Raw genomic sequence first — 25,176 nt, 5'->3', positions numbered from 1 at the left:
TTGTCTATGAATGAGTCTAATACCAGATCGAAAGGAGTAGCCTCATGTTACTGGAAAATGAAGTGCACAGAAAATGCCTTCATTCCGATCGAGGCATCCACCACACTCATCTCGATTTTAGAAGAGAGTGAAACGTATGGGGTTGGCAAACTATGTTTAGAAGAGGAATTTGGCGGGGATAACGCTTAACAAGAGTCGTTCTTTGGTCATTTTAAGGATGTAATCTGCAGCATGCTGGACTAAGTCAAAGTATACATGACTTAGAACAACTACAGACACCGGTGGAACTTAAAAATGAATGATCTTTGTTAAATACGGAGATCATCTTCTAGAAGCCGTATAGATATTTTGTAAGAAATGTCCTTTACATAAGGTGTAGTTTATTTTCAAATTTATTACCTATCTTTAATAATTACCCAGCACTTAACCAAATAAAATAGTTCATTATCAAACTGCCAAATCCATTCAGATTCCTTCAGAATATTGCTTTGAGGTATATGATGTAAAATAGACTCAGATGTTACTCGTCCATTAATGACCAATCCCCCTTTTATTAATTCAATTTGACTTTGAATGTTTTCATCCATCATTAAAGCTGGATCGTTTATAACTTTGGTAAGAGGTAGAGGGGAGTTATCTATAGAACCCCACGCATATTGTTCTGAAGATATTATTCCTATACCACCTCGTTTAAGTAAATCCCAAACTTGCTTTACATGTCTGTCAGCGATTACATCTCCTAATTCTTTTGTCATAACTATCACTTCGTCGTTTGAAGAATGATCAGTTATCTTAGATATAGGAAGGATTAACTGACTAGAAACAGTCGAAGAAATAGCTAACGAATATTGAGTTTGAAATATTTTGATTGGACATAATTCAGCACTAAAAAGTTGTTGTAACAATTCCTTAACTGCAACAGAATTTTTGTCTAAGTCCTGAAGATCTAAAATGGAAATTTGCTCAGGATAACCTACTATATCCCTAGTAATTAAATTAACTTTACTTTGCAACTCCGTATCTACTCTATCCTTAGCCTTAATTAAGGTTGCAGAATCTACATCTAGTAAATCAGTTTGTTCATAGTTTTCAACGATTTCATTGAATGGAAGATCGTATAAATTTCCTGCACCAATTATTACGCTGTTATCAAAGTTTTCACCAAAAAACTCGGAAATGCCAATAATCTTTTTTAACTCATTTCGATGTGAGTCCCAAGTTGATGGAAGTTCGAATTGATTAATCTTATTAAAGAACTCTTGAATTATTGCAACATCTTTATTCATAATCAGTTTTGTCATCTCCAATATGTTTATTAACTGTTTACTGAACTTTGTGAAAAGCGATATAATACAATGATTCTTTTTGCAATTTGGAGATTAATTTTGATTATTATGGATAATATTTCTAAAATAAAATCTAACAACCTGCCTCCATATCATTAAAGTGGGCTGGTTGTTAGATTTTTTATATTTTTTGAATTCACCGAAAACATAAAACTATTTAAGTAAAGTAAATCAAAAAATATTAACCTCATTTATATCTGTATCAGTTTTCTTACATATTAAACATGTCTAAAATCTCATTCTTAATTCGTTCATGTTCAAAAAGTTCTTCGTTCTCTCCTTCAACTGAAATTATATCAGATGTATTATTCTGTTCAGCGGAGAATGAATTTGGTGTTGAAATCTTATCATTTAAATCAAACACTCCATTTTCCCTATTAATAATACTATAATCTCCAAAAGTGTTTTTCTTTAACGCAATAATGTAAGTGTGCCCTTTCTGCATTTCAACGTAGCCATCACGTGTGATTTTTTGTTTGCCATCCAAACTTTGGATATAAGAGACGGGTTCAATAACTGTTAAAAACTCTTCGTTCCAGTCCCCCTTTAGAATATTCTCCACTCTCAGCTCTGTTTTAGTAGAAAAATCTTGAACTGCTCCGGTTAAATAAGTAGTAACATCATGTTCACGATCATCAAAATCTGCAACAGGACTCGCGATGACAACCAGTTCTGCGGAACTGACCAAACTATCTGCGTTATCATATGATATGTAGGTTGAATCTACATCCACTATTCCACTTTTATAGCTGTTAAATATGAAAAAGTAATAAGCAGCAAAAAGTCCAAGGACTATAGCAAAGCCTGTAATCCACTTTTTTTTATGATTTATCAACATTCTCAAAACCTCCAATTAATTAGATGATTATTAAAATAAAGGTCATACTGATTTAATTTCCCCATTTACTCTTTAATTCAGCTTTATCATACGTTTGTGGTTCAAAAATAGTCTCTTGAGAATTAGATTTTGGTTTCATTATTGATTTAGAGGCATTGCTACCTGTTGTATGGGCCAAGCCAAGTGCGTGTCCGAATTCGTGCGATACAATTGACTTACGAAGGTCATTAGTATTCATTTTGCCGGCAGATATAGTGTTATGATAAAGCGATATTACAGAGTAATCCCAGTTAAATAGGTTAGGTGGTGCAATAATATTAGCAGGCCAAGATATCATATATGGCATTGCTTGACCCAGAGTCTCAGCGTCTGTAGTAGTTCCAACATAAACCTCATCCGTGCTATTCCCGGTTTTAACAGTAGTTTTACCTATATTAACCTTTGAGGATATCCCGTTCCAGCTTTGTCTACCTGCATCAACAGAGCCCGTATAACCGTATGAACTTACGGAAGAGTCATACCAGGCCGAATACTTGCCTTCAAGCCTTTTTTTGGGGAAAACATCCGCCGATACAAAACTTGAAAACAATACTACTGAACTTAAAACAGTAAGGGCAACAGCAATTTTTTTTCTTTTCATAATTTTCTTCCTCTCAGTATATTCTATAATTCAAAAAAATCCCTAATTGCTCATGTCTTCAAAAGATAATGAGTATCTTTATTTCTTTGTTAAGAGAATTATTTGGCAGGCACGAATTGAAAATATAAACCACTCATATCTATATTAAAAAAAGAGAGCCTAATGTTACATATCAAAATCCCCTTTCAAAAAGATTAAATCAAAAATTCTAATTATATTTTTAATAACATACCCTGACTATTTCTTTAAAAATTCGGATACTTGAGATAACATATTTTGATTACAATAAATTAATATATCCCATTTAAGTTATAAAAATATATATTTTGATTTTATATTCTTTATAATACATATTTAACCAATGAATATCAATACTCTTTTATTTATTAATTTTAATAAGTTATAAATTAAGTCTAAAAAATAACCAGTGAATTAATATTTTAGCTTATATCATTAAGTTGATTAGTAGAGCGAAATCTAAGATATCTTTCAAATTAAATTGATAGAAATTGAAACACAGGCGCAGTTTCGGTGTGAATATACGAATAACGTCCTAAGGTAATGTAAAAGGAGATGGTTTTTACTATTCTCACCAAGTCAACTTCAAGATTTGGTATGTTCGTCTAAATAACAGCATAATTTTTTCATAAGAACATTTTTTAGCATTTTTTTTCGCTTGGTTTGCTCTTTACTTTTTTCTTGCCTGCACAAAAAAAACAAACGGCACAGGGTTTTTCCCATGCCGTTATACTTCAATTTTTTTATCCTGGTCTTATCTTTGAGCTTAAATTAATAACATTGGTTTATACCCTGCCTTCATAATAAAACTTGATACATTTCTTCAGTTGTGATGAAATCCGGCTGAGCAGGCAAATCTTCTCCTGCGGAACAAGCTGCCAACATATGTCCGTGATCAAGCCGTAGACTTAGGAATTGATAAGAAGTCGCTTCTGGCGAGTGCCAGTCTCCGTCCACATTACGAATTAGGGCGAAGGAGTCCAATGGTATGGACAACCCCATACCGACTGCCTTGATATAACTTTCCTTCAGCGTCCATAGACGGTAGAAGGTTTCCAGCCGACGATCGTCAGGCTCGGCAGCCAAGAACTGGCTTTCCTTAGGAGAGAAGAAACGCTCTGCAATCTGCATGTCAATTGGAGCTATCTTTTCCACATCCACGCCTAGTTCATCTGTACTGCCGGAGATCAGAGCAATCCAATCACCAGAATGGGAGACGTTGAATTGTACATCCGAATGGTGACTGAGCGAAGGTTTGCCGTAGGAATTACGGGTAAAAGAAAGCTCAGCAGGTCTCAGTCCAGTTAACTTGCTCAAAGTCACACGAGTCAATATCTCTCCCAGCACGGAGCGATACGCGTCAGCCTGACGCACAAAACGCGAAGCCTGAGCACGTCGCTCCGCAGAAACTTGCGATAGCAATTGGTTCCAGTTCGCCTCGGGCAATACTTCTGGAACTTGGAGTACACGAATAGTTATCATCATTAATCACCTGAATACGTATTCGGCGCAGTTCAGTAACTTTCCTTTATATGGAACGTCCCCTCAACTCTTCCTCCCAAATCATCACTATACGGATGCCCCTAACAAGCAAGCCGATTGTCTCGCTTTTCATGTTAAGGCCTCAGGTTTTGCATCTTCCTCTTCATGCTTCCTGTACTCGTTTCCATTCTGTATGCGCAGCCTGTATTCGCTCCCACATATCTTGGCATTCCAGTTCGCTGTAATTCACCAAGGGTTCATAGAATATTTCAGTTAATACGTTACGCCACTCGGTATAATTCCGGATCTCCTTTTTCCGGATTCCTTCCATATCATGTGTTCGAAGCATACATCCACGTAGTTCATGACTGCGGATCTCATTCCGCTGACGAAGCAAAAATACGTTATGCCAAGGTGATTCGACTGCCCGACTGTAGAATTCATGTTTGGGAATGAACTCTTCCAGGCTGGTAATTGCTTCAGGAGCATAGTCCACACCTTCACTTGGCCCATTCGGCTCGTACTCAAGCCGCCATCCCCCAGCCACAACAGATGATGGCATCAATTGGTACGTGAACGGAGCTGAACCATAGGTTCCATAACGAAGTGGCAGAGGTTCAAAGGGCATTCCGCCGAGACCTACATCTACAATCCAGCGTTCAACTGTCGGGTCAGCATCTGGCAGAAGCACAGATAGACCGAGATGGAATGAGTTCACACGGGGTTGTTCCCCATGAGGCTGTACTCCCCCGCGATGCCAATCAACCGTATAACCCAGCGAGCGGAGAAGAACACTAAATGCACCATTTAGATGAAAGCAGTAGCCGCTACGTCCCTGTAATATAAGCTGAATTGAATCTTGAAGACTGATTTCCGCAGGAAGACCTGCAAAAATATCGAGCGTTTGCCAGGATAAATATTGCACATGTGCTCGCTGGAGTTCAAATAAGAATTCCAGTGTAGGTTCCTTTATATCATCTATGCCGATCCGTTTCAGATAGGCCTGTATTTCAGCTGTATTCAATAGTTCAATCATTATTCAGATCACCTCACGTCATATAGTGGGCTGCAGGCGATGGTTATAAACTTCTGCTGCCCTGTGTTCATTGTAAAAGCGAACGGATGAAAACGACATCATCAGTTGTGCAGATTGTAACGGTACAATTATTGAACAAAGCCTTGAAATTCATCTCAAGAGATGGGCATGGTTCTGATTTCATTGAAATACAATATATGGATGAGCTATTTCTTTTTCCGGGGTATGCTAACCCTTTGGAGTGGATATAGGTTAGAATATAGATAGATAGCAGGATTAGGAGATGGAAAAATGGCTAATGATGAAGTGATTTTGACACAGGAAGGCTTGGAAAAGCTGGAGGACGAACTGAAGGATTTGAAGACGGTGAAGCGTAAGGAATTGGCAGCTCGTCTGAAACTCGCGATCAGTTACGGTGACCTGAAGGAAAATAGTGAGTATCATTCAGCCAAAGATGATCAGGCCTTTATGGAGACCCGGATTTTGATCTTGGAGAAGATGCTGACAAAAGCAAGAGTCATCTCTTCAGACAATATAGACTCCAACAAAGTGAGCATTGGATCCACGGTGTTGCTTAATGACATTGAGTTCGCCGAGAAGATTGAATATAAAGTGGTTGGCCCTGCCGAGGCCGATGTTGCGGATAATAAAATTTCGTACGAGAGCCCGCTGGGCAAGGAGATAATGGGCAAAGAAGTGGGCAGCGTCATTCATGTCAATGCTCCGATGGGCGTTATCAAGTACGAGTTACTTCAAATTAAAGTGTAATTCAAAAAGAGAGGTGCTCCGCAGTCATCCAAATGGCTGAGGGGACACCTCTTTTTGATTCTATTGGGCTTTGAACAGTTGGGAATACGGATTTGTTGAAACTTCATACGGTTGGACTAACGGACTTTATCACATACTGTGTTTAAGGAACTTATGAGATGAAGATTTCCGTGCGTTTTATATGTAAAAAAATAACATTTCGACAAATTTCGAATTTCGAATGACCTGACAAGGTGAGTAGTATATAATTACGGGAAAACTTTAAAGTGATGGAGTAGATACGATGAATTTTAGTAAGCCTAATCTAGATCAAGACAACGCTGGCAAAGGAGAACGTTTCTCTCAAGCTGGATTTATCCTGGCGGCCATTGGTAGTTCGGTTGGTCTGGGCAACATGTGGAAATTCCCATACATTACGGGTGAAAACGGAGGGGCTGCGTTTTTCCTGCTCTTCATCGTTTGTTTGCTGCTGATTGGTCTGCCAGTGCTCCTGGCTGAACTTGCGATTGGTCGCAGTGGCAGAGGTAGTGCAGCTACGGCTTTTATCAAAGCAGGTGGACATAAAGGTTGGCTCGCAGCCGGTTTGCTGCAAGTACTGACGCCTTTTATCATCCTTTCTTTTTATGTCATTATTGCAGGGTGGACCCTCCAATATGCAATTACGTCATTCAGTGGAACACTGTTCAACAATCCGGATTATGCCGGACAGTTCGATTCCTTCATAGGTGGTTATATGCCGATTGTATGGCAACTGGTCGCGGTCCTCATTACAGGCTGGATTGTAGCCAAAGGGGTATCCAACGGAATCGAGAAATTCAACAAAGTTCTGATTCCAGCTATGCTTGTACTGCTTATTATCCTGATGATCCGTGCGGTTACATTACCGGGTGCAGGCGCAGGTGTCTCCTTCTTCCTGAATCCGGACTTCTCGCAGCTTACAACGGAATCCGCACTGGTGGCGCTTGGACATGCCTTCTTCTCCCTGTCACTGGGGATGGGTATTCTTGTAACCTACGGTTCGTATGTGGATAAAAATCAATCCCTCGGTGCGGCAACCGTCGCCGTTGGTGCAGGTGACCTGATCTATGCATTCATTGCCGGTCTGATCATCTTCCCAACAACATTCTCGTTTGGTATTGCACCGGACCAAGGACCGTCACTGATCTTTGTGGCACTTCCGGCGGCCTTCTCGGCAATGCCACTTGGTTTCTTGTTTGGTGGACTGTTCTTCATCCTGCTGGCTATTGCGGCATTAACGTCAGCAGTATCCTTGCTGGAAGTTCCGGTGAAATATTTCATGGAACGTTTGTCCTGGAGCCGAAGTCGTGCGGTATGGGTTATATCACTAGCGGTCTTCATCGTGGGACTTCCTTCGGTATTGTCGCTCGGCTTGCTGCCTGAATGGACGATTGGATCGAAGAGTGTGTTCGACTGGATGGACTTTGTAGCATCCAACATCCTGTTGCCTGTCGGTGGACTGCTTGTAACGATTTTTGCCGGATACTTCTGGAAAACGGCTGCGGAAGCTTCCGGCCTGCGTTCCGGATGGTTCCGGGTGTGGCTGTTCATGCTGCGTTACGTAGCTCCGATCCTGGTTCTGCTGGTTCTACTGCACACATCCGGTATCATTCACTTCTAATGGTGAAGGCCCGATAGGGTGAAATATGGTATGTTGTGCAGATTTACCATGGATAAAACCTCTTGGAAGAAATGCAAAAGCCCTTGTTTTCCCTCGTCAATTTTGGGACAATACGGAGTAGAGGTTTTTTGGGTAGGACCGATAAGCCATATGCTTTTTTGCGAAAAGAGGATTATACAATGAACAAATCATCCATATATGGATTAACATTAGAGCAATTACGTTCCTGGCTGCCGGAGCATGGGCAGAAAAAATCCCGTGCATCCCGGATCTGGGAATGGTTATATCAAGAGCGTGTACACGATTTCCCCGCGATGTCCGATGTCCGTCAAGAATGTTTGGCTGTTCTTTCTGAGCACTTCACAATGAACTCTCTTAGCGAACATGTGAAGCAGGAATCGGCAGATGGTACCGTGAAGTTTCTGCTTCGGATGCAGGACGGCAACCTGATTGAGACAGTATTGATGCGGCAAAAATACGGACTTACCGTCTGTGTGACCACACAAGTGGGCTGTAATATTGGCTGTAGCTTCTGTGCGAGCGGTCTGATCAAGAAGAGCCGGGACCTGACCGCTGGAGAGATTGTGGAACAGATTATGCATGTGCAGCGACATCTGGATGCAGCAGGTCAAGATGAGCGGGTAACCAACGTGGTTGTGATGGGGATTGGTGAACCATTCGACAACTTCCAGCACATGAGTGATTTCATCGAAGTCATCAAGGATCGCAAAGGACTGGCACTTGCCGCCAAACGGATTACTGTGTCCACGAGTGGCCTTCCGGACAAGATCAAGGAATTTGCAGACAGCAGTCTGCAGGTTAACTTAGCGATCTCTCTGCATGCACCTAATAATGAACTGCGTACACACATCATGAAGATCAACCGGGCTTTTCCGATTGAGCAATTGATGGATGCGGTGGATTATTATCTGGCTACAACGAACAAACGCATCATGTTTGAGTACATCCTGTTACGTGATGTTAACGATCAACGTGAGCATGCCGCGGAGCTCGCTGAACTGTTGTCCAGTCGCAGAAGTATGGTCAGTGTGAATCTAATCCCATACAACCCGGTGGATGAGCACAGTCAGTATCAACGGAGTACAGAAGAGTCGATTCTGGGCTTCTATGATACACTCAAAAAGAACAACATCAACTCCACTGTACGTATGGAACATGGTACCGATATCGATGCTGCCTGCGGACAGTTGCGCAGTAAACAAATGAAGAACAACGCTGTCGAATCCGAACCAGGCCGTCTGGCACTGGGATAAGATACAACGCGGAGCTGGCAAGTAAGTTAGGATACTTGGTTGTATAATTATTAGTGCCTGTACTTTGTACGTGCCACCTACCGTTGTTGAGTTCGCGAATGCGTTGCCTGAATGCAAAACGCCTCTGTATATCACTGAGAAGTGATAACGGAGGCGTTTTTTGGAGTTTCATTATTTCAGTTTTTTGGTCATCAGCAGATGGGGGATGCCGTCTTCCATAAATACTTCCGACGCGGGTGCATATCCGAGACGTTCGTAGAACCCGGAAGCTTGTACCTGTGCGTGCAGCTTGGCTTTCTCAAGACCATCAGCAACAGCCATCTGCTCCAGTTTGTTGATCAGCACACGGCCCAGGCCGTGTTTGCGGTAATCAAGCAAGACACAGATCCGTTCCAATTTGGCGACCTGTTCCACAATGCGCAGTCTGGAGGAAGCAGCAGGTACACCGTCTACGTAGAGCAGAATGTGGCGCACCTCCGCGTCTAATGTATCATAAGCATCGAATTCGTCCGCTGCGGATACGCCTTGTTCTTCGACGAAAATAGCCGTACGAATGGCGAAGCAGGCATCGAGCAATTCCTGATTAGTAACTTCAACAATCGTTGTATTCATGAATGTTTCTCCTTTGGACGATAGTAATCATATCCGGGCATGATAAACTGGTATATAGCATAATCATTGCAGCCGTTCCATGTGAGTATGATGGTTAAAATTCAATTCAATTTAACTGTAGTTATATCACTATTTATGTTGTGAATGCAACAATTTTATAAAAGGGCGTGAGCGCATTGACTGATAAAAAAGAAGTGTTGCGTGAAATTGGCATGATTGCCCGCTGTCTGGATTCGATCAGCAATGTCGAATTTCAACATCTGAACTTGTCCCGAGGCCAATATCTGTATCTTTATCGCATATGTGAGAATCCGGGCATTATTCCCAACCAGCTGGCTGAACTAATCAAAGTAGATCGAACGACAGCGGCCAGAGCGATTAGCAAACTCGAATCCGATGGATTTATTGTCAAACAGTCGGCAATAGACAATAAGAAGAACAAGTTGTTATATCCGACAGAAGCTGGCCTGAAAGCATGGGAATTTATTCGTAAAGAGGGCGAGCATTCCGACCAGGTGACGCTGGACGGCTTTACGGATGAAGAGATCGAGACCGCGGTTAAGCTTCTCCGCCGAATGCGCCACAACATCGAGGTAGACTGGAAATTTGTCAAAAAGGGCGGACGGCGGTCCTACATGGATATCTCAGAATGAACAATACCTCTATCCTTGACCCCTACATCCCAGACCCTAGCCGAACCGATCTCAAGGAGCAGAGTCATTATCTCACAATAGCAAAAGTACAGGAGGGAAATATGAAGAGAATGAACCGGAAAACAGTAACGTGGTTGGTCATATTGGTGGTCAGTATTGCAGCAGCGTTCATTATTTTCATGAAGGAGCGGTTCGTGATGAATGAATTATCCCCTACAGTATCCTTTGTCCAAGATCATATGACCAATCCCAATGGTTTACTTGCGTCCTATTTGCAGGATGCCACATCCGAAAAAGCGGATATCGTAGCAGGCAGAGAGGTTTTATCTGAATCACTTGGTCTTTGGATGCAATATGCTGTAGCCAAGAAAGATCAGGTGTTATTTGAGCAAAGCTATGAGCTGCTGACGACCTATTTCCTCATGCCACAAAAATATATTGCCTGGAAGCTGGATGCTGAGGGGAAATCTCACGTGACCACCAACGCGCTCGGTGATGATTTCCGAATTGTCGGTGCCTTATTAAAGGCAGCAGATCAATGGCAACAGGGAAGAGAAGCCAAACTGGCAACAGCCTCGGATATTTCCCGTACACTGACGCAGTCGGTTCAGAATAAAGGATATTATGTTGATTTTCACGATTTTGGCAATGGTTACTCCGCGGAAATGTTAAGCCTGGTTTATGTGGATCTACCGTCTCTCCAATTAATGGAGAAGCATGAAATGCTGGAGCCGGGCACATATGCCAAGTACGAATCCATGTTGAAGAGTATGCCGGATGACGGGATATTTTATCCGAAAACATTCAATGTGGGGACGAAAGAGTATACATATGATGACACAGTGAATCTGATTGATCAGCTGATCGTAGCGAACCATCTAACTGCGACCAGCCGCAAACCGGACAAGCTCATTGCTTTTTTGAAAAAAGAATTCAATACCCGTCATCAGCTGCCGGGACAATATAAGCGTAGTACTCGCACACCTGCGGTATCTTACCAATCTCCATCCGTATATGGACTCGCGATGCTGCTTGCGGTTCAGTCAGGTGATCCAAAATGGGCGAAACAGCTGTATAAGCATATGATCAGCATGCGTAGTCTGGACGCCAGTTATCCAGGCGGATATGTATTTAGTGGAAACACACATATGTTTGATAACCTGTTTCCTTTGCTTGGGGAGACTGAATTACAAAAGTTACTTAAAAAGTAATAAAAATGTCATTTAATATATTCAACAATGTGTTAACATGATGTTTGTCTATTCATGTCATATATTGTTTACTCGAAATATCACTAACCAATCTACTGGAGAGAAGAAACCTATGAGGAATAAAGCACCCATCCTTCGTATTGCATGGGGATATGCGAGTTTGATTGGATTAGCCGTAATCCAGCAGCTCGTTGTCTATCTTAAGATTTATATGAATCAGAGTTATACTACACTGGATGTGGTGTTTAGCATTGTGTCGCTTGGAGCGCTGATCCTGGGTTTTGTGATACCTGTCGGGGTATCTGTCGTCGCCGGATTTATCTATCTGGTCTCTTATTTTGTATGGCTTGTTACCTACGCGGATGTAAGTGTACTTACGTTCTCTTGGTGGCTGCTCATTCCAGCCAATGTGGCTGTGGCTGCTTTTATCAAGGCAAGTCTTGTGCGCAATGCGCGTGTCATGGAGCGTCTGCAGGAGCTTCAGGAGCGTAATCCGGAGATTGACCTGGATACCTCTCTGGGCAATAAGGATGCACTTGCGGATACGCTTGTTAAGCAAAGTAATCTAGCCAGACGTTATTCGGAGCAATATGGATTCAGCATGGCGATGTTCAAGATCGAGTTTTTGCCGTTGGTACTGGAATCACTCGGTTCCGTACGTTATGCACAGTTCCTTCTTGAACTATCCACTACCATACAGAAGCAGATTCGGTTTGAGGATTATAAATTTTTTGTGGATCGAGGACGTTTTGTGATTATCTGTCCAATGACCAATGTGGAGTACTTGCCCATCCTGACACAACGGATCAAAAAAGCCATGATGGATCTGCAAATCATCGATAAAAAGGGAAATGAGTTGCAGACGGTTATTCGATCGGGTGCACTGGTATTTCAGAAGGAACAATTCAGTAAGTATGAGGATATCGATGCTGTTATTGCGGCACTGGAACGGAACACAGAGACAGATCTCATTGGTGAATACATCTAGATGCTATGGGGGAGGAGTATTTCTGTGAATTATTTAACATGGTTTGTTCCATTATGTATTGTAGTTAGCAGTTTCTTTGCCATTACGATTCTTATATTAACCTTTGCGACTCTTCGTTTTCGAGGGAAAATTAACAGGAAATATGATCGGAGGAAATTGAATGGCTGATTTCCTGCTGTTGATGTCCATCCTCAGTATTTGGATATCCGTCACCGAGTCGATTGTCATTATGGCTGGAGCTATTCGTTTCATTAACAAACAAGAAAAAAAGGGAATTCAAATTCCTGAAAGTATGGATGATTACCCCACTGTGACTGTCATGGTGCCTGCGCATAATGAAGGGGTAGTTATCGTGTCTACCGTTGAGCATATATTGCGTCTGAACTACCCTGAGCATAAAGTTCAAGTTATTGTTATTGCAGATAATTGTACAGATAATACAGCAGAGCGCCTGAAGGAACTCAAGGCCAAGACGAGTTATGCAGATCGTGACTTTACCATTCTGGAGCGTACCGGTACAGGTGGGAAGTCGGGAGCTTTGAATGATGGCCTTGAACTGGCGTGGGGAGAATGGATATGTATCTATGACGCAGATGCGGCGCCTGAGCGGAATGCATTGATGTTTTTGACACAAAAAGCATTGGAAAACCCGGAGAAGTATGGTGCTGTATTTGGTCGAAACAAAGCTCGTAATCGGGGTCAGAATTTTCTCTCCCGTTGCATTAATCTGGAACTTGTAACGGTCCAACGTGTTCACCATACGGGGCTATGGGAGTTATTCAAACTGGGCACGATTCCTGGTACGAACTATATTATCAAGGCAGCACTGATCCGTGAGATTGGTGGATGGGACCCTGATGCGATCACGGAAGATACGGCCGTGTCGTTTGATATTCTTACTCGGGGTCAGCTTATTGCATTAGCGCCACAAGCAGAGGCTTACCAGCAGGAACCTGAGCAATTATCGGTATATATGAAACAGCGCCAGCGCTGGTCCAAGGGAAATTACCAGGTTGTTATCGACAATGTGAAGCATTTATTTGACCGTACTAGCTGGAGAATTAAACTGCATGTTCTGTACTATGCTGCAAGTTATTTTTGGTTTATGATCGCTATTATTGTATCGGATATTATTTTTGTCTCGAATCTAGTGTATCAGGTTATTGCATTATTTAATCCGAATGTCATTTCTCCCTTCCAGTTCTCAGGGGATGTTTACGTGTATCTCGTAATAGCATGGGCATTAATGTACTACATTTATGTACTACAAATTAATCTCGCACTCTCAGCAGATATTGGGCAAAGCAATACGCAGAATTTTATTGTGGCCTGCCTCTCCTATTTCACATATGCCCAGTTATTTCTGGTCATATCCGTCAAAGCATTTATCTCGCTTATTGGAGATAAGCTATTCCGGAGAGAAACCAAATGGTACAAAACGCAGCGTTTTGGCTGAGAAACATCAACTTATAAATGAAGGGCTGTTTTCTGGATTCGTTCAGAAGGCAGTCTTTTTTACTATGGAAAGATTGGTTGGCATTATGTATACTCTTTCAGGCTGTACATATTGAACGTTGCATAAAGGAAACGGAGGCGTGTGGAATGGGCTACAGAGGACCTGAGTTTTACGATAATGAGGAAAACTTTGAGAAGTATATGGAACGCCGCCAGTGGCAGGAGAATGCCAATGATACGTTAGAGAAACCTGTTATGCTAGAGCTGATCGGAGACGTTGCGGGCAAGAGCATACTGGATCTTGGCTGCGGGGATGCGAGGTTTGGCGTAGAATTGCTCCGTTCTGGTCAAGAGGGTACAACTTACACGGGAGTTGAAGGTTCACTGAATATGGTGCGGGCAGCTAACGAATCGGTTAAAGGCACGAATGCACAGATTGAGCAAGCGTTCATGGAAGACTGGACCTATCCGGCGGGAGCATATGATCTGGTTATATCGAGACTGGCTGTTCACTATATTGAAGATGTGGAGAGCCTGTTCCGCAACATATACAATACTTTGAAAGAGAACGGGACATTTGTATTCTCTGTAGAACATCCTGTGATCACGTCCACACTGCAACCCTCCGGGACTCGAACGGATTGGGTGGTTGATCAGTATTTTGTAGAAGGATATCGGGAGCAGCAGTGGCTGGGCGGTTCTGTGAAAAAGATGCATCGTTCCATTGAATCGTATTTTATGGCATTGCAGCGGGCAGGGTTCCGTGTAGAACATTTGCGCGAGTCAGCACCACAACGTGCTTATTTTGTAAACGAGGAAACCTATCTGCGCAGGCAACGCATTCCATTGTTTCTGTTTTTAAGTGCCCGGAAATAGGATATTGGTAAACGTATAGATAAATAGATGAAACCGTAAAGTTATACTCATAAATTAGAAAGTTCTACACAGAAAACGGTGGATAACACTAGATATAGGAGTAAAAAGCCCGAAATCTATCCACATGTGGATAAGATATCGGGCTTTTACTGTTAAGTTTCTTCACCTATGTTACGTTTGCTGTGTATAACCCCGCAATTATAAATCCGCCGCAGCTCTGACATAGACACGTTCTCCATGCTGATCAACTTCCACAGGTGCCTCGAAGAAGTCGCTAAGCACTTCCGTATTCATCAGATCGCCAGTTAATCCGCTACGGACGACTTCGCCCCGTCGAAGCAGGAGGCTGTGACTGAATACGGGCAATATTTCCTCCGTGTGATGGGTGACATAGATGAGCGATGGGGTATCCGGTCGCTGGGACAATTCACGAATACTCTCCAGCAGTCGCTCTCTTGAGAACAGATCCAGTCCATTGCAAGGCTCGTCCAGAATAAGTACCCGTGGGTTGGCCATAAGTGCTCGTGCAATGAGAAGTTTCTGTTTCTCCCCTTGAGAACAGGTACGATATTCGCGATCCCACAGGTGCCGACAGCCCAGCGTTTGCATCAATTCCTGTGCCTGTTCCAGATCATCATTCGACAGCTTGTCATACAAGCCAATGGTGGCATGTTTGCCGCTGATCACGACATACTGTGTGCGGTCTGTGCCATGCAATTTCTCTTGCAGAGATGAACTGACCCAGCCAATGGATTTGCGAAGCTGTCTCAGATCCACATCCCCATATTCATGGCCTAACACGGATATCTTACCTTCGGTCGGCCAGAGATATCCGGTGATCATGTTCAGAAGTGTTGTTTTGCCGGAGCCATTCAGGCCGAGCAACGCCCAGTGTTCACCGTCATTAACTTGCCAGCTTACATCGTTCAGCAGGGTAAGGGGTCCCCTTTTCCAAGTGACATGCTGTACATCAATAATCATGCGTTATTCCTTCCTTCTGATATCCTCGAGTGTCTTAGGTGTATTGTAGTCACAAAATCAGTGAGGTTTCAACGGTTATCATGCTGTTCTTGGTTGGTCCTTGCGCAGAAATACAGCACACACACCAAGCAGTGGCAAAAACGAACATAACTTGATAACAAACGAAATGCTAGTCACGTCAATTAAGGAACCTAACACAACCGAGCCAAGTCCAGCCATTCCGAACGACAGGCCAAAAAACAATCCGGATACCGTTCCAATATGACGAGGAAGCAATTCCTGTGCATAAACAATGATGACGCTGAAGCCGGACATCAGGATGAGTCCAATCATTCCGCATAATACCATGGACAAGACGGGTCCTGCATAAGGTAGCAACAGGGAAAACGGTGCAGTGCCTGCAATGGAGAACCAGATCATCGGTTTGCGTCCGTAGCGGTCAGCGAGTGGGCCACCGAGCAAGGTCCCGACCATACCTGCAAATTGCAAAATAAACAGACAGATCTGTGCCTGGGAGAGAGGCAAGTCATATGCATCGGCGTAATAGAAGGCGTAGTACCCGGTCATGCCTGCAATATATACGAATTTGGAGAACAGCAGCAGGATGAGAATTCCCATTGTAAAAGCGATGAATCCCCTGCTCACAGGTCGAGCTGCTGGCTCTGCGCCGCTTGATTTTAGAGGGCGTTGCTGACGAATGCGATTCTCGGCAAGCTTGTCTCTGTACCAACGACTGACAAAAGACTGAATGAAGATGCCGATCAGGGCAAAGCCCATCAGCCATAGAAAACTACGCTGCCCATGTGGCAGCAGGATGAAGGCGACCAGTAATGGAGCAATAGCCTGTCCTGTGTTGCCTCCCACCTGGAAGATCGACTGTGCCATTCCTCGTCCACGGCCTGCTGCCATATGAGCCACGCGTGAGGATTCGGGGTGGAGGATGGATGAGCCTATGCCAATTAATGCTGCCGAAACAAGCAGCATCCATAACTCGGAAGACAAAGCTAAACCGAGAACACCGATCAGGGAGAATAGCATACCTCCGGGAAGCAGGATCGGCATGGGCTTGCGATCCGACATATAACCGACCAGTGGCTGAAGGACGGATGCGGTAATATTCAGGGTGAAGGCAATCCAGCCCATCTGGGCGAAACTGAGCTGCATGGTCTGCTGGAATAGCGGGAATGCAGACGGAACCACTGTCTGCATCGCATCATTCAGCAGATGGGCGAAGCTGACTCCGGCGAGTGCCCAATTGGCGGAGGAGTTGATTTGCATTTTGCTTAAAGTGGCCTGAGCCATGGGAGATCACCTCAAATTATTTTTTTCTATGATAAAAGATGGGAGCAGATCATGTCTTTGTGAAAAGTGCTTGGAAAGTGAGCAAGATTTGCTATAATGTCAGCAGGTGAGCAAACGATGGAATTAAACATGACGCTAAATGGGTTGGAATTATGGAAAGCTACCGGAGGGTTTGCGAATGAGCCGCATGTACATGACGACTGGTATCAGCTAACGCTGCCGGTCAGAGGTCAATGTCATCTGGTACAGGAACGGCATGCATACCCGCTAAAAGCAGGCATAGGGATTATTGCTCATCCCCAGACTGAGCATTATTTTGAGATAGGGTCGGATTCGGCTGTCATTGTGATCAAGTTCCGTAAACCGCCATTAGGCAGTTTCGAAGGTGCGGAGTTAAGTGGGGGGCGAGCTGAGTTTCGACCTACCCAGAATTTTGATCCTGTTGAGATCAGCAGTCTGTTTCGAGTCTGGAATTCCATTTTGTTAGATGATGTGCCCGAAATGCTGCAAGTGCAGGAAACAGAACTAGCCATCGAGACGTATCTAAGACGTGTGTTGACGGGGCAGGAAAATGGAAAAAGAACTGTAAATCCCGGTACATTCATGGATCCTCATCTCCAACGAGTGCTGGATTACATTCACAGTGCCTATACAGGCCCAATGGATATTGATTCGATGGCGATGGTTGCACATCAGAGCCGATATCATTTTATGCGTTCTTTCAAGGCTCTTACGGGAACAACACCGTATCAATATCTGCTGAATTTGCGCGTAGAAGAAGCGTCCAGGAGGCTCCGCCTTACAACGGATTCAGTAACAACAATCAGTTATGAACTGGGATTTTCCAGTGTCAGTCAGTTTTACAGAGCCTTTCAGCGAGTGTATGTTATGACACCGATGGAATATCGGAATCATGTGTAGATTTTAACGGGCAGTCTCGCATATGCGAGACTGTATTTTAGTACGTTACAGCATGCCACTCATTTTTGTTGTTGCCAAACATTGAAGAGTTTGCTAAGATGGGAAAAAGTTTATGTAAGCGTATACATTTAGATTAAAATTACAACGTTGTAATTATGGTTATGGCAAGTATTTAAAAGAAAGAAATACGGTGTAAGGAGGACTATTTCAAATTAGTTATCTCGTTATTACGCAGAATGATATAGGTTGTTACAAAATGTGAATGAGATAAATAACAAATACGTCAGTGAAATGACGGTTCCTTTTTATTCAAAAATTCAAACGTTGTAATTATGTAGCGAAGGGGAGTGTTTCACGTTGAAAAAACGCATGTCCACGCTGTTCAGCCTGATCAGACGGGATAAATATTTGCTACTGATGTTTTCGCCTATCTTTCTGTATTACCTCATCTTCATGTACCTTCCGATGCCTGGCGTGCTGTTGGCATTTCGTAATTTCTTGCCGGGTCAGGGCATGCTCAGCGGGGAGTGGGTGGGACTGCGCTGGTTCGAACAGTTCGTGAATTCCATCTACTTCTGGCGACTGCTGCGTAACACATTTTTGCTCGCCTTCCTGCCGCTCCTGTTTGGTTTCTCCATTCCGATTTTATTCGCTGTCTGCATCGTGGAGATCAAGAACCGGACATTCAAGCGATTTGCCCAGACCGTTACGTACCTTCCTCACTTCATCTCCACTGTTGTTGTAGCTGGCATGATTATTAACTTCCTGTCACCAACAGACGGTATTGTGAACACCCTCATCGCGAGTCTTGGCATGGAAAAAGTGAACTTCATGATGGATGCGAGCTGGTTCCGTACCATCTTCACAAGTTCCGACATCTGGCAAAGCTTTGGCTTCAGCTCCATCATCTACATTGCAGCCATTATGGGGATCGACCCCGAGATGTATGATTCCGGCAAAATTGATGGCGTCAACAAATTCCAGGAGCTATGGCACCTGACCCTACCCAGTATCAAACCAACCATCGTCATTCTTCTGCTTCTGTCGCTTGGCGGCATTATGAGTGTAGGTTTCGAGAAAGTATATCTGCTCTACAACGGAGCCACCTACGAAACGGCAGATGTCCTGTCCACCTATGTATACCGGATGGGGATTGAGGGCCAGAATTACGGCTTCGCCACAGCGGTCGGCTTGTTTAACTCTATTATCACATTTGTGCTTGTCTTTGCTGCCAATTCCATGACCCGCCGCCTGACCAAGATGTCACTCTGGTAAGACTATACCCCGGACCAAAGGAGACCTGTATGCAAAAATCGAGAAGTGACCGTTTGTTCTACGGATGTGTCTACCTGCTGACCATACTGGCGGTTGTTGTCACGTTGTATCCCTTTCTGTACGTCATTAGTATTTCATTCAGCTCGGTGGATGCCATCGACAAACAAAAAGTTGTATTGTGGCCCGTTGGATTTACCCTGTCAGGTTACCAAATGGTACTGCAATACAAGGAGTTATGGGTTTCGTTCTACAACACCCTCTGGTACACCGTGGTAGGCACACTGCTGAACATTGTGGCAACATGTCTTGCGGCGTTTCCATTATCCAGACAGCAGTTTTTCTTACGTCGCAAGCTGAATTTCTTCATCGCCTTCACCATGTATTTCTCGGGTGGACTCATTCCGGTCTACATGCTGATTACCTCGCTTGGGCTGTACAACACCCGCTGGGTTATGGTGCTGCCTGTGCTGGTGATTACGTTTAACGTCATGATCTGCCGCTCAGCTTTCGAAGGCATTCCGAATGAAATTTTCGAAAGTGCCAGTATAGACGGGGCTAACGAGATGACGATGCTGTATCGTCTGGCGGTTCCGATCATCAAGCCAACACTGGCTGTGCTCACGCTGTACTACGCGGTATTCCACTGGAACAACTTTTTCACGGCCCTATTATATCTGGGCAAACAGGATATGCAGCCCTTACAGATGTTCCTGCGAAGAGTGCTGATCATGGCTTCGCCGGAAGTGATGCAGAAGATGGGCGGTACGATGACATCCGGTGCGCTGGCGGTCTCCTCCCTTCAGGTTCGTTATGTATCCATTGTGGTCAGCATTCTGCCTATTGTTACGATCTACCCGTTTATCCAACGGTACTTCGTTAAGGGGATCACCCTCGGAGCCGTGAAAGGATAGCTTTACTTACTTAAGTGTCATGTCATTCAAAGGAGTTCAAAATGGTTCATACCAAGGAGGAATGATGGATGAGATTTAAAGGGGCAGGAAGAAAAAGTGTAATCGCAGCGATACTGGCAATCAGCCTGGCGGGATGTAGCGGCGGAACAGGGGCGGGAACCGATGCGGGGAGCACCCCGTCCAGTTCGGAGCCAGCCTTCAATTATACCGGAGCAGGGCCGGTGACGGATCAACCGGATGCCAAACTGTCTATTCTCGGCACCAACGCTTGGACGACCAATGTGGACTTGTCCACCGCAGCCATCGTGAAGAAAATTGAGAGCAACGCTGGTGTGACGGTGGATTGGGATCTGATTCCGCCGCAGAACTATGCGGATGCCGTCAATCCGAGGCTGGCTGCTGGTACCGGCTTGCCCGATATCGTGTACCTGCCGGATCAGGATCAGCTGATGAAGTACATTAACAGCGGTCTATTCATTCCGATTAATGAACTGGTAGAGAAATACGGCGTGAATCTCAAAAAAATATATGAAAAGTCACCTTCGGTCAAAGCCAGTTTAACAACGCCAGATGGTAAAATGTATTATATCCCACAGCAGACGTTAACCCGCAACTACATGCCGGTATTTATGGTCAATGTGCGCTGGCTTGATAAACTGGGATTAAGCGAGCCGACCACGCTGGATGAATTCACGGCGATGCTGCGCAAATTCAAGACAGATGACCCGAACGGCAACGGAAAAGCCGATGAGATTCCGCTGTCCATGGAAGCAAAATTTGTGTCAATGGCCTTTGGCCCGGCATTTGGACTTGATCTGTCCAACCAGTTCTATGCAGACGATCAGGGCAAAGTACATTTCAGCTATTATGAGCCTGCCTACAAGGAGTACTTGACCTATCTGAACGGACTGTACAAGGAAGGTCTGCTTGGGGTGGATTATGCGAGTACTACGAGTGATCAGGTCACGTCGCGCATCTCTCAGGATGTGACGGGAGCAACGTTTAATTTTAGCTGGTATATGTCGATGGTCTACAGTCCGTTATTCAAGGATTACAATCCGGAAGAGCCAATCATCAAAGGCATTTTACCACTGAAAGGACCGCATGGGGATCAGTTCTATGTAGGACGTACACCAGTGAGTGGCATCTTTGGCATTACACGTGATAGTAAAAATCCGGAACTTGCTTTCCGTTTCCTGGACTATGCCGTAAGTGAGGAAGCACAGACGTATTATACGTGGGGCATCAAGGATGACACGTATACGGAAGAGAATGGCGTGAAGACATTTACGGACAAAGGCAAGGACAATGAATACATCCAGAAGCTTGGCATTGGTCCGGTGAATCTGCCGAACATCCAATCCACCGATTCTGCTGATTCCGTCGTAGCCCCTTGGCATGCGAAGATGGATAAGGAACTGGAGCCGTATGTGCGCGAACCGTTCCCGTTTGTCTATGCCCTGCCGGATGAAGCGAGTGTGGAAAGCATGGCGATGCCTGACATCACCACATATGTGGAAGAGATGAACTTTAAGTTTATTAGCGGGGATGCCAGTCTGGACCAGTTTGACAGTTATATTGAGACGTTGAAGAAGATGAATATAGAGCAGGTTATTGCGGGCAGACAGGCACAATATGATCGTTATAAATCTGCACAGAAATAGGAAATTAGGGTTTTAGGCGTATGAGAGGTGTTGATTGATTTTGATAACCATTAAAGACATTGCCAAACTGGCGGGGGTGAGCTATAGCACGGTATCGAAGGCGCTGAATGATGATCCCCGAATCAAACCGGCAACAAAGCAGAAGGTGCTTGCGGTCGCAGAGAAACATCAATATCGGAAAAACATGCTGGCCCGGCAGCTCTCCACCGGCAGAAGCAACATCATCGGTTTTGTGCTGGATGAGCTGAGCAATCCGTTATTCTCCAACATCTCCGGCCGTCTGCACACCGAGCTGAAGAAGCGGGGATATCAGATGATCCTGGTTGTGGCGGATGATGGCGTGGATGTCTTCAGCCAGCTGCGCGTGGACGGATGTATTCTGTGGGACTATGCACTGGACAATCGGGAGATGTTCTGGAAAAAGTTCGCAACACTCAACATGCCATGTTTTGTGCTGGGTACTGATGAAGCGCCGAACTCTCCTTACATCAAGATTGATCGCAAAGAAGGGTTGTTCAAAGCAGTGGAGCATCTGAAATCGCTGGGGCACAGCCGAATCGGATTCATCGGCAACTCCCAGCACGTCAAGCTGGAGGGGTACCGGGAAGCGTTGCAGCGTACGGGTCTGGATTTTAACGAAGACCATGTGCTGCCAGCGTATTCCTCCTGGGAAGACGGGTATTTTGCCATACGTAATCATGCGTTTGGGGCGGATTCGCCAACAGCTTTTATTGGACTGAACAACCTGGTCACCCGAGGTGCGCTCCGGGCTTTGCTTGAGGCAGGTTACAGCGTTCCAAGCGATATCTCGTTAATCGGGTATGATGATCTGCCGGATATGCAATATGCCGAAGTGGCCTTGACTACAATTGGCCCGCCTCTGGATGAACTGGCCGTGCAGGCAGCAGAATTGATTGTCTCGTTGATCCGTGATGAACAGGTCGATGTTCCGGTAGTTATTCAGCCCAAGCTGAACCTTCGCAATTCAACGGCAATGTGCCGGCAATAAAGACAGCAACCTATGAAGAGTGAAGCGGTTATCCTTTAATCATACATGTATTAGGTGAGTACAACATTCAAGGAGGAATTGCTTATGCAGGTACAGACACAGTTATCCTGGTCTGAGCGAATTGCAGCAACGATCATCCAGCAATGTGACGGGGACGGTTATCATGCGTTCCCGTCGGGACGATGGGCATACGTGGAAGGCATGACCTTGATGGCGATGGCACGAACCGGGCAGTATTATGGCAAGCAAGAGTTTGTTGATTTTATGAAAAAACATATGGACCTGTATATCCAGCCGGACGGCTCTATTGGCACCTATACTTTGGAAGAATATAATCTGGATCAGATTAATCAGGGGAAAAACCTGTTTGCTTTACTGGATGGTGCTGAAGATCAGCGTTACGCAGAAGCGGCGCATCTTTTGGCAGCACAGCTCGTAGGGCAACCCCGCACGTCGGAGGGCGGTTTCTGGCACAAAAAAATCTATCCATTCCAGATGTGGCTGGACGGCCTGTATATGTCCTCTCCCTTTTTGTCCGAGTATGCGAAGACATTTCATCGTCCCGAGTTATGGGATGAAGTTGCACATCAGATTCTGCTGATCGAGCGCCAGACCCGTGATCCGCGGACCGGGCTGCTCTATCATGGCTGGGATGAATCGAAGGAGCAGGTCTGGGCAGATTCATCGACAGGGTGCTCACCACACTTCTGGAGCCGGGCGATGGGCTGGTATGCCATGGCGATTGTAGACAGCGTGGAGCATTTCCCCGTGAATCATCCAAAGCGCGGAACCATCATCGGCATCTTCGAACGGATGTGTCATGCTCTGGTACGCGTGCAGGAGCAGGAGAGCGGGTTATGGTTCCAGGTGCTGGATCAGGGCTTCCGCAAAGGCAACTATCTGGAAGCATCCGGGTCAAGCATGTTTGTATATGCACTTGCGAAGGGTGTGCGACTAAGGTATCTGGAGCCGCATTTCAGAGCTGCGGCGGAGAAGGGATGGCAGGGGCTCTCCTCCCGATTGGTGGAGGAGACGGCTGACGGCGTTCGGTTAAACGGGATCTGTCATGGCGCAGGACTAAGCCTGGATCGGGATGGCTCGTACAACTACTATGTAACCGAAGCGGTTGTAAGCGATTCCTTTATGGGTGTGGCTCCGCTTCTGCTGGCAGCACTGGAAATGGAGCGACTGCCATGATGCAGCAGAGATTGCCAAATACAGCATTGGAACCATCAGCTCCCTGTCTGACTGTTGCTTCAGATGGGACAGGGGATTATGTGACGATTCAGGCCGCAGTTGATGCGCTGCCGGAGAATGGCATCGGAACCGTTCCAATTCGAGTGAAGGCTGGTGTCTATCATGAGAAGCTGCATATGGAGAAGCCGGGCATCCACTTGATTGGTGAGGGGGCGGAGCAGACGATCATTACGTATGATGATCATGCACTCAAGAAGTTCCCGGACGGGTCGCCATATCATACGTTTCATTCCTATACGGCTTTCATTGGTGCTGATGATTTCACGGCAGAGGGAATTACCTTCGTAAATGCTGCCGGGCCGGGCAAGCAGGTTGGTCAGGCGCTGGCCGTTTATGTGGATGGAGACCGGGCTGCCTTTCGCCGCTGTCGTTTGATCGGTCACCAGGATACGATCTTCACCGGCCCGCTGCCGGAGCAGCCCATGGATCGCAGTTATTTTGGCGGGCCACGCGATGGTGCCGAGCGGCGCAAACTGCGGCAGTATTTCGAGGACTGTTACATCGAAGGTGATATCGATTTTATTTTCGGTTCGGCTACGGTGGTGTTTAAGGGCTGCGAGATCTTTACGAAGAATCACCTGACTGAAGCGGAGGCTGCGGATGGACAAGTGAACGGTTGGATTACCGCAGCCTCTACGCCGGAGGATGTGCGTTACGGCTATGTGTTTCTGGACTGTGATCTGACCAGCAATGCTCCGCCGCAGTCGGTGTATCTGGGCAGACCGTGGCGTCATCATGCCAAAGTCTGTTTTCTGAACTGCTGGATCGGTGCTCATGTGAAGCGGGAGGGATGGCACAACTGGAACAAGACAGATGCAGAGCAGACCGTTCAGTATGCGGAATACAACAGCGCAGGGCCTGGTGCCGGATGTGCTGCTGATCGTGTGCCTTGGGCCAAAATACTGACCGAACAGGAAGCGGCCGAGTACACTATACCTCTGATTCTGTCCGGCGTGGATGAGTGGCAGCCTTTGGAAGGGAGAGGGGAGCAGCGGCAGTAAGATACGCCCTCTTCTCTGC

At 45.2% G+C, this 25,176-nt stretch carries 24 protein-coding genes; 16 read left to right on the top strand and 8 right to left on the bottom strand.

Annotation, left to right across the window (positions count from 1 at the left end; all coding sequences use genetic code 11):
* Positions 1-57 precede the first annotated feature (57 nt).
* Complete coding sequence (locus MKY95_RS32125) at positions 58-189, top strand: hypothetical protein (RefSeq protein WP_338707342.1); 132 nt, start codon at positions 58-60, stop codon at positions 187-189.
* Between the two features lie 206 nt (positions 190-395).
* On the opposite strand, the gene MKY95_RS32120 is transcribed toward MKY95_RS32125, so the two are convergent.
* The 5 genes from MKY95_RS32120 to MKY95_RS32100 form a co-directional block, all read right to left on the bottom strand.
* A complete protein-coding gene (locus MKY95_RS32120) occupies positions 396-1,286 on the bottom strand; it encodes a hypothetical protein (RefSeq protein WP_076320375.1) in 891 nt (296 codons plus the stop codon).
* 271 nt (positions 1,287-1,557) lie between these two features.
* Positions 1,558-2,184, bottom strand: coding sequence for a hypothetical protein (locus tag MKY95_RS32115; RefSeq protein ID WP_076320374.1), 627 nt, complete (start codon positions 2,182-2,184; stop codon positions 1,558-1,560).
* 52 nt (positions 2,185-2,236) lie between these two features.
* Complete coding sequence (locus MKY95_RS32110) at positions 2,237-2,824, bottom strand: matrixin family metalloprotease (protein ID WP_076320373.1); 588 nt, start codon at positions 2,822-2,824, stop codon at positions 2,237-2,239.
* Between the two features lie 816 nt (positions 2,825-3,640).
* Positions 3,641-4,327 (bottom strand): 4'-phosphopantetheinyl transferase superfamily protein, encoded by a 687-nt coding sequence (locus MKY95_RS32105; protein WP_081745975.1) that lies wholly within the window; start codon positions 4,325-4,327, stop codon positions 3,641-3,643.
* Positions 4,328-4,487: 160 nt separating this feature from the next.
* Positions 4,488-5,360, bottom strand: a complete 873-nt coding sequence (locus tag MKY95_RS32100) for an arylamine N-acetyltransferase (RefSeq protein ID WP_036612261.1) — start codon at positions 5,358-5,360, stop codon at positions 4,488-4,490.
* A gap of 291 nt (positions 5,361-5,651) precedes the next feature.
* Between MKY95_RS32100 and greA the strand changes: the two genes are divergently transcribed.
* From greA to rlmN, 3 genes are all read left to right on the top strand, one after another.
* Positions 5,652-6,128: a transcription elongation factor GreA gene (greA, locus tag MKY95_RS32095; RefSeq protein ID WP_036612258.1), complete on the top strand. Its 477-nt coding sequence runs from the start codon at positions 5,652-5,654 to the stop codon at positions 6,126-6,128.
* A gap of 283 nt (positions 6,129-6,411) precedes the next feature.
* On the top strand, positions 6,412-7,767 hold the full coding sequence (locus tag MKY95_RS32090; protein ID WP_076329216.1) for a sodium-dependent transporter: 1,356 nt from the start codon (positions 6,412-6,414) through the stop codon (positions 7,765-7,767).
* 179 nt (positions 7,768-7,946) lie between these two features.
* Positions 7,947-9,041, top strand: a complete 1,095-nt coding sequence (gene rlmN, locus MKY95_RS32085) for a 23S rRNA (adenine(2503)-C(2))-methyltransferase RlmN (protein ID WP_339196085.1) — start codon at positions 7,947-7,949, stop codon at positions 9,039-9,041.
* Between the two features lie 171 nt (positions 9,042-9,212).
* Here the strand turns inward: rlmN and MKY95_RS32080 are convergent, their stop codons facing one another.
* Positions 9,213-9,653: a GNAT family N-acetyltransferase gene (locus MKY95_RS32080; RefSeq protein WP_339196083.1), complete on the bottom strand. Its 441-nt coding sequence runs from the start codon at positions 9,651-9,653 to the stop codon at positions 9,213-9,215.
* Positions 9,654-9,865: 212 nt separating this feature from the next.
* Between MKY95_RS32080 and MKY95_RS32075 the strand changes: the two genes are divergently transcribed.
* The 5 genes from MKY95_RS32075 to MKY95_RS32055 all read left to right on the top strand — a co-directional run bounded on the left by MKY95_RS32075 (position 9,866) and on the right by MKY95_RS32055 (position 14,836).
* The gene (locus tag MKY95_RS32075) at positions 9,866-10,306 is read left to right on the top strand and encodes a MarR family transcriptional regulator (protein WP_036612335.1); all 441 of its coding nucleotides are present in this window, start codon (positions 9,866-9,868) and stop codon (positions 10,304-10,306) included.
* A 101-nt stretch (positions 10,307-10,407) separates the two neighbouring features.
* Positions 10,408-11,517 carry a glycosyl hydrolase family 8 gene (locus MKY95_RS32070; RefSeq protein ID WP_339196081.1) on the top strand — a complete coding sequence of 370 codons (1,110 nt, stop codon included), beginning with the start codon at positions 10,408-10,410 and terminating at the stop codon, positions 11,515-11,517.
* Between the two features lie 112 nt (positions 11,518-11,629).
* Positions 11,630-12,505, top strand: coding sequence for a diguanylate cyclase (locus MKY95_RS32065; RefSeq protein WP_036612242.1), 876 nt, complete (start codon positions 11,630-11,632; stop codon positions 12,503-12,505).
* A gap of 160 nt (positions 12,506-12,665) precedes the next feature.
* Complete coding sequence (locus MKY95_RS32060) at positions 12,666-13,961, top strand: glycosyltransferase (RefSeq protein WP_036612238.1); 1,296 nt, start codon at positions 12,666-12,668, stop codon at positions 13,959-13,961.
* Between the two features lie 146 nt (positions 13,962-14,107).
* Positions 14,108-14,836, top strand: a complete 729-nt coding sequence (locus tag MKY95_RS32055; RefSeq protein WP_036612235.1) for a class I SAM-dependent methyltransferase — start codon at positions 14,108-14,110, stop codon at positions 14,834-14,836.
* A 198-nt stretch (positions 14,837-15,034) separates the two neighbouring features.
* Here the strand turns inward: MKY95_RS32055 and MKY95_RS32050 are convergent, their stop codons facing one another.
* Both MKY95_RS32050 and MKY95_RS32045 read right to left on the bottom strand, forming a co-directional pair.
* Positions 15,035-15,817: an ABC transporter ATP-binding protein gene (locus MKY95_RS32050; protein ID WP_036612232.1), complete on the bottom strand. Its 783-nt coding sequence runs from the start codon at positions 15,815-15,817 to the stop codon at positions 15,035-15,037.
* Between the two features lie 78 nt (positions 15,818-15,895).
* Positions 15,896-17,095 (bottom strand): MFS transporter, encoded by a 1,200-nt coding sequence (locus MKY95_RS32045; RefSeq protein WP_339196078.1) that lies wholly within the window; start codon positions 17,093-17,095, stop codon positions 15,896-15,898.
* Positions 17,096-17,236: 141 nt separating this feature from the next.
* Here MKY95_RS32045 and MKY95_RS32040 point away from each other — a divergent pair, with 141 nt between their 5' ends.
* The 7 genes from MKY95_RS32040 (at position 17,237) to MKY95_RS32010 (ending at position 25,157) form a co-directional block, all read left to right on the top strand.
* Entirely contained in the window at positions 17,237-18,040 is an 804-nt protein-coding gene (locus MKY95_RS32040; protein WP_036612226.1) for a helix-turn-helix domain-containing protein, read from the top strand.
* 357 nt (positions 18,041-18,397) lie between these two features.
* Positions 18,398-19,315: an ABC transporter permease subunit gene (locus MKY95_RS32035; RefSeq protein WP_036612224.1), complete on the top strand. Its 918-nt coding sequence runs from the start codon at positions 18,398-18,400 to the stop codon at positions 19,313-19,315.
* 29 nt (positions 19,316-19,344) lie between these two features.
* Entirely contained in the window at positions 19,345-20,226 is an 882-nt protein-coding gene (locus MKY95_RS32030) for a carbohydrate ABC transporter permease (protein WP_036612222.1), read from the top strand.
* A gap of 68 nt (positions 20,227-20,294) precedes the next feature.
* Positions 20,295-21,890 carry an extracellular solute-binding protein gene (locus MKY95_RS32025; protein ID WP_036612220.1) on the top strand — a complete coding sequence of 532 codons (1,596 nt, stop codon included), beginning with the start codon at positions 20,295-20,297 and terminating at the stop codon, positions 21,888-21,890.
* A 40-nt stretch (positions 21,891-21,930) separates the two neighbouring features.
* Positions 21,931-22,899 (top strand): LacI family DNA-binding transcriptional regulator, encoded by a 969-nt coding sequence (locus tag MKY95_RS32020; protein ID WP_036612334.1) that lies wholly within the window; start codon positions 21,931-21,933, stop codon positions 22,897-22,899.
* Positions 22,900-22,983: 84 nt separating this feature from the next.
* On the top strand, positions 22,984-24,096 hold the full coding sequence (locus MKY95_RS32015; protein ID WP_339196075.1) for a glycoside hydrolase family 88 protein: 1,113 nt from the start codon (positions 22,984-22,986) through the stop codon (positions 24,094-24,096).
* Positions 24,093-25,157, top strand: coding sequence for a pectinesterase family protein (locus MKY95_RS32010; RefSeq protein WP_155985090.1), 1,065 nt, complete (start codon positions 24,093-24,095; stop codon positions 25,155-25,157). The genes MKY95_RS32015 and MKY95_RS32010 overlap by 4 nt, the downstream gene beginning before the upstream one ends.
* Positions 25,158-25,176 lie beyond the last annotated feature (19 nt).

The organism is Paenibacillus sp. FSL P4-0176, from assembly GCF_037975265.1.
Taxonomy (GTDB): domain Bacteria; phylum Bacillota; class Bacilli; order Paenibacillales; family Paenibacillaceae; genus Paenibacillus; species Paenibacillus amylolyticus.
The sequence above is the reverse complement of the archived record's forward strand: the minus strand, read 5'-3'. Positions and strand labels throughout refer to the sequence as shown.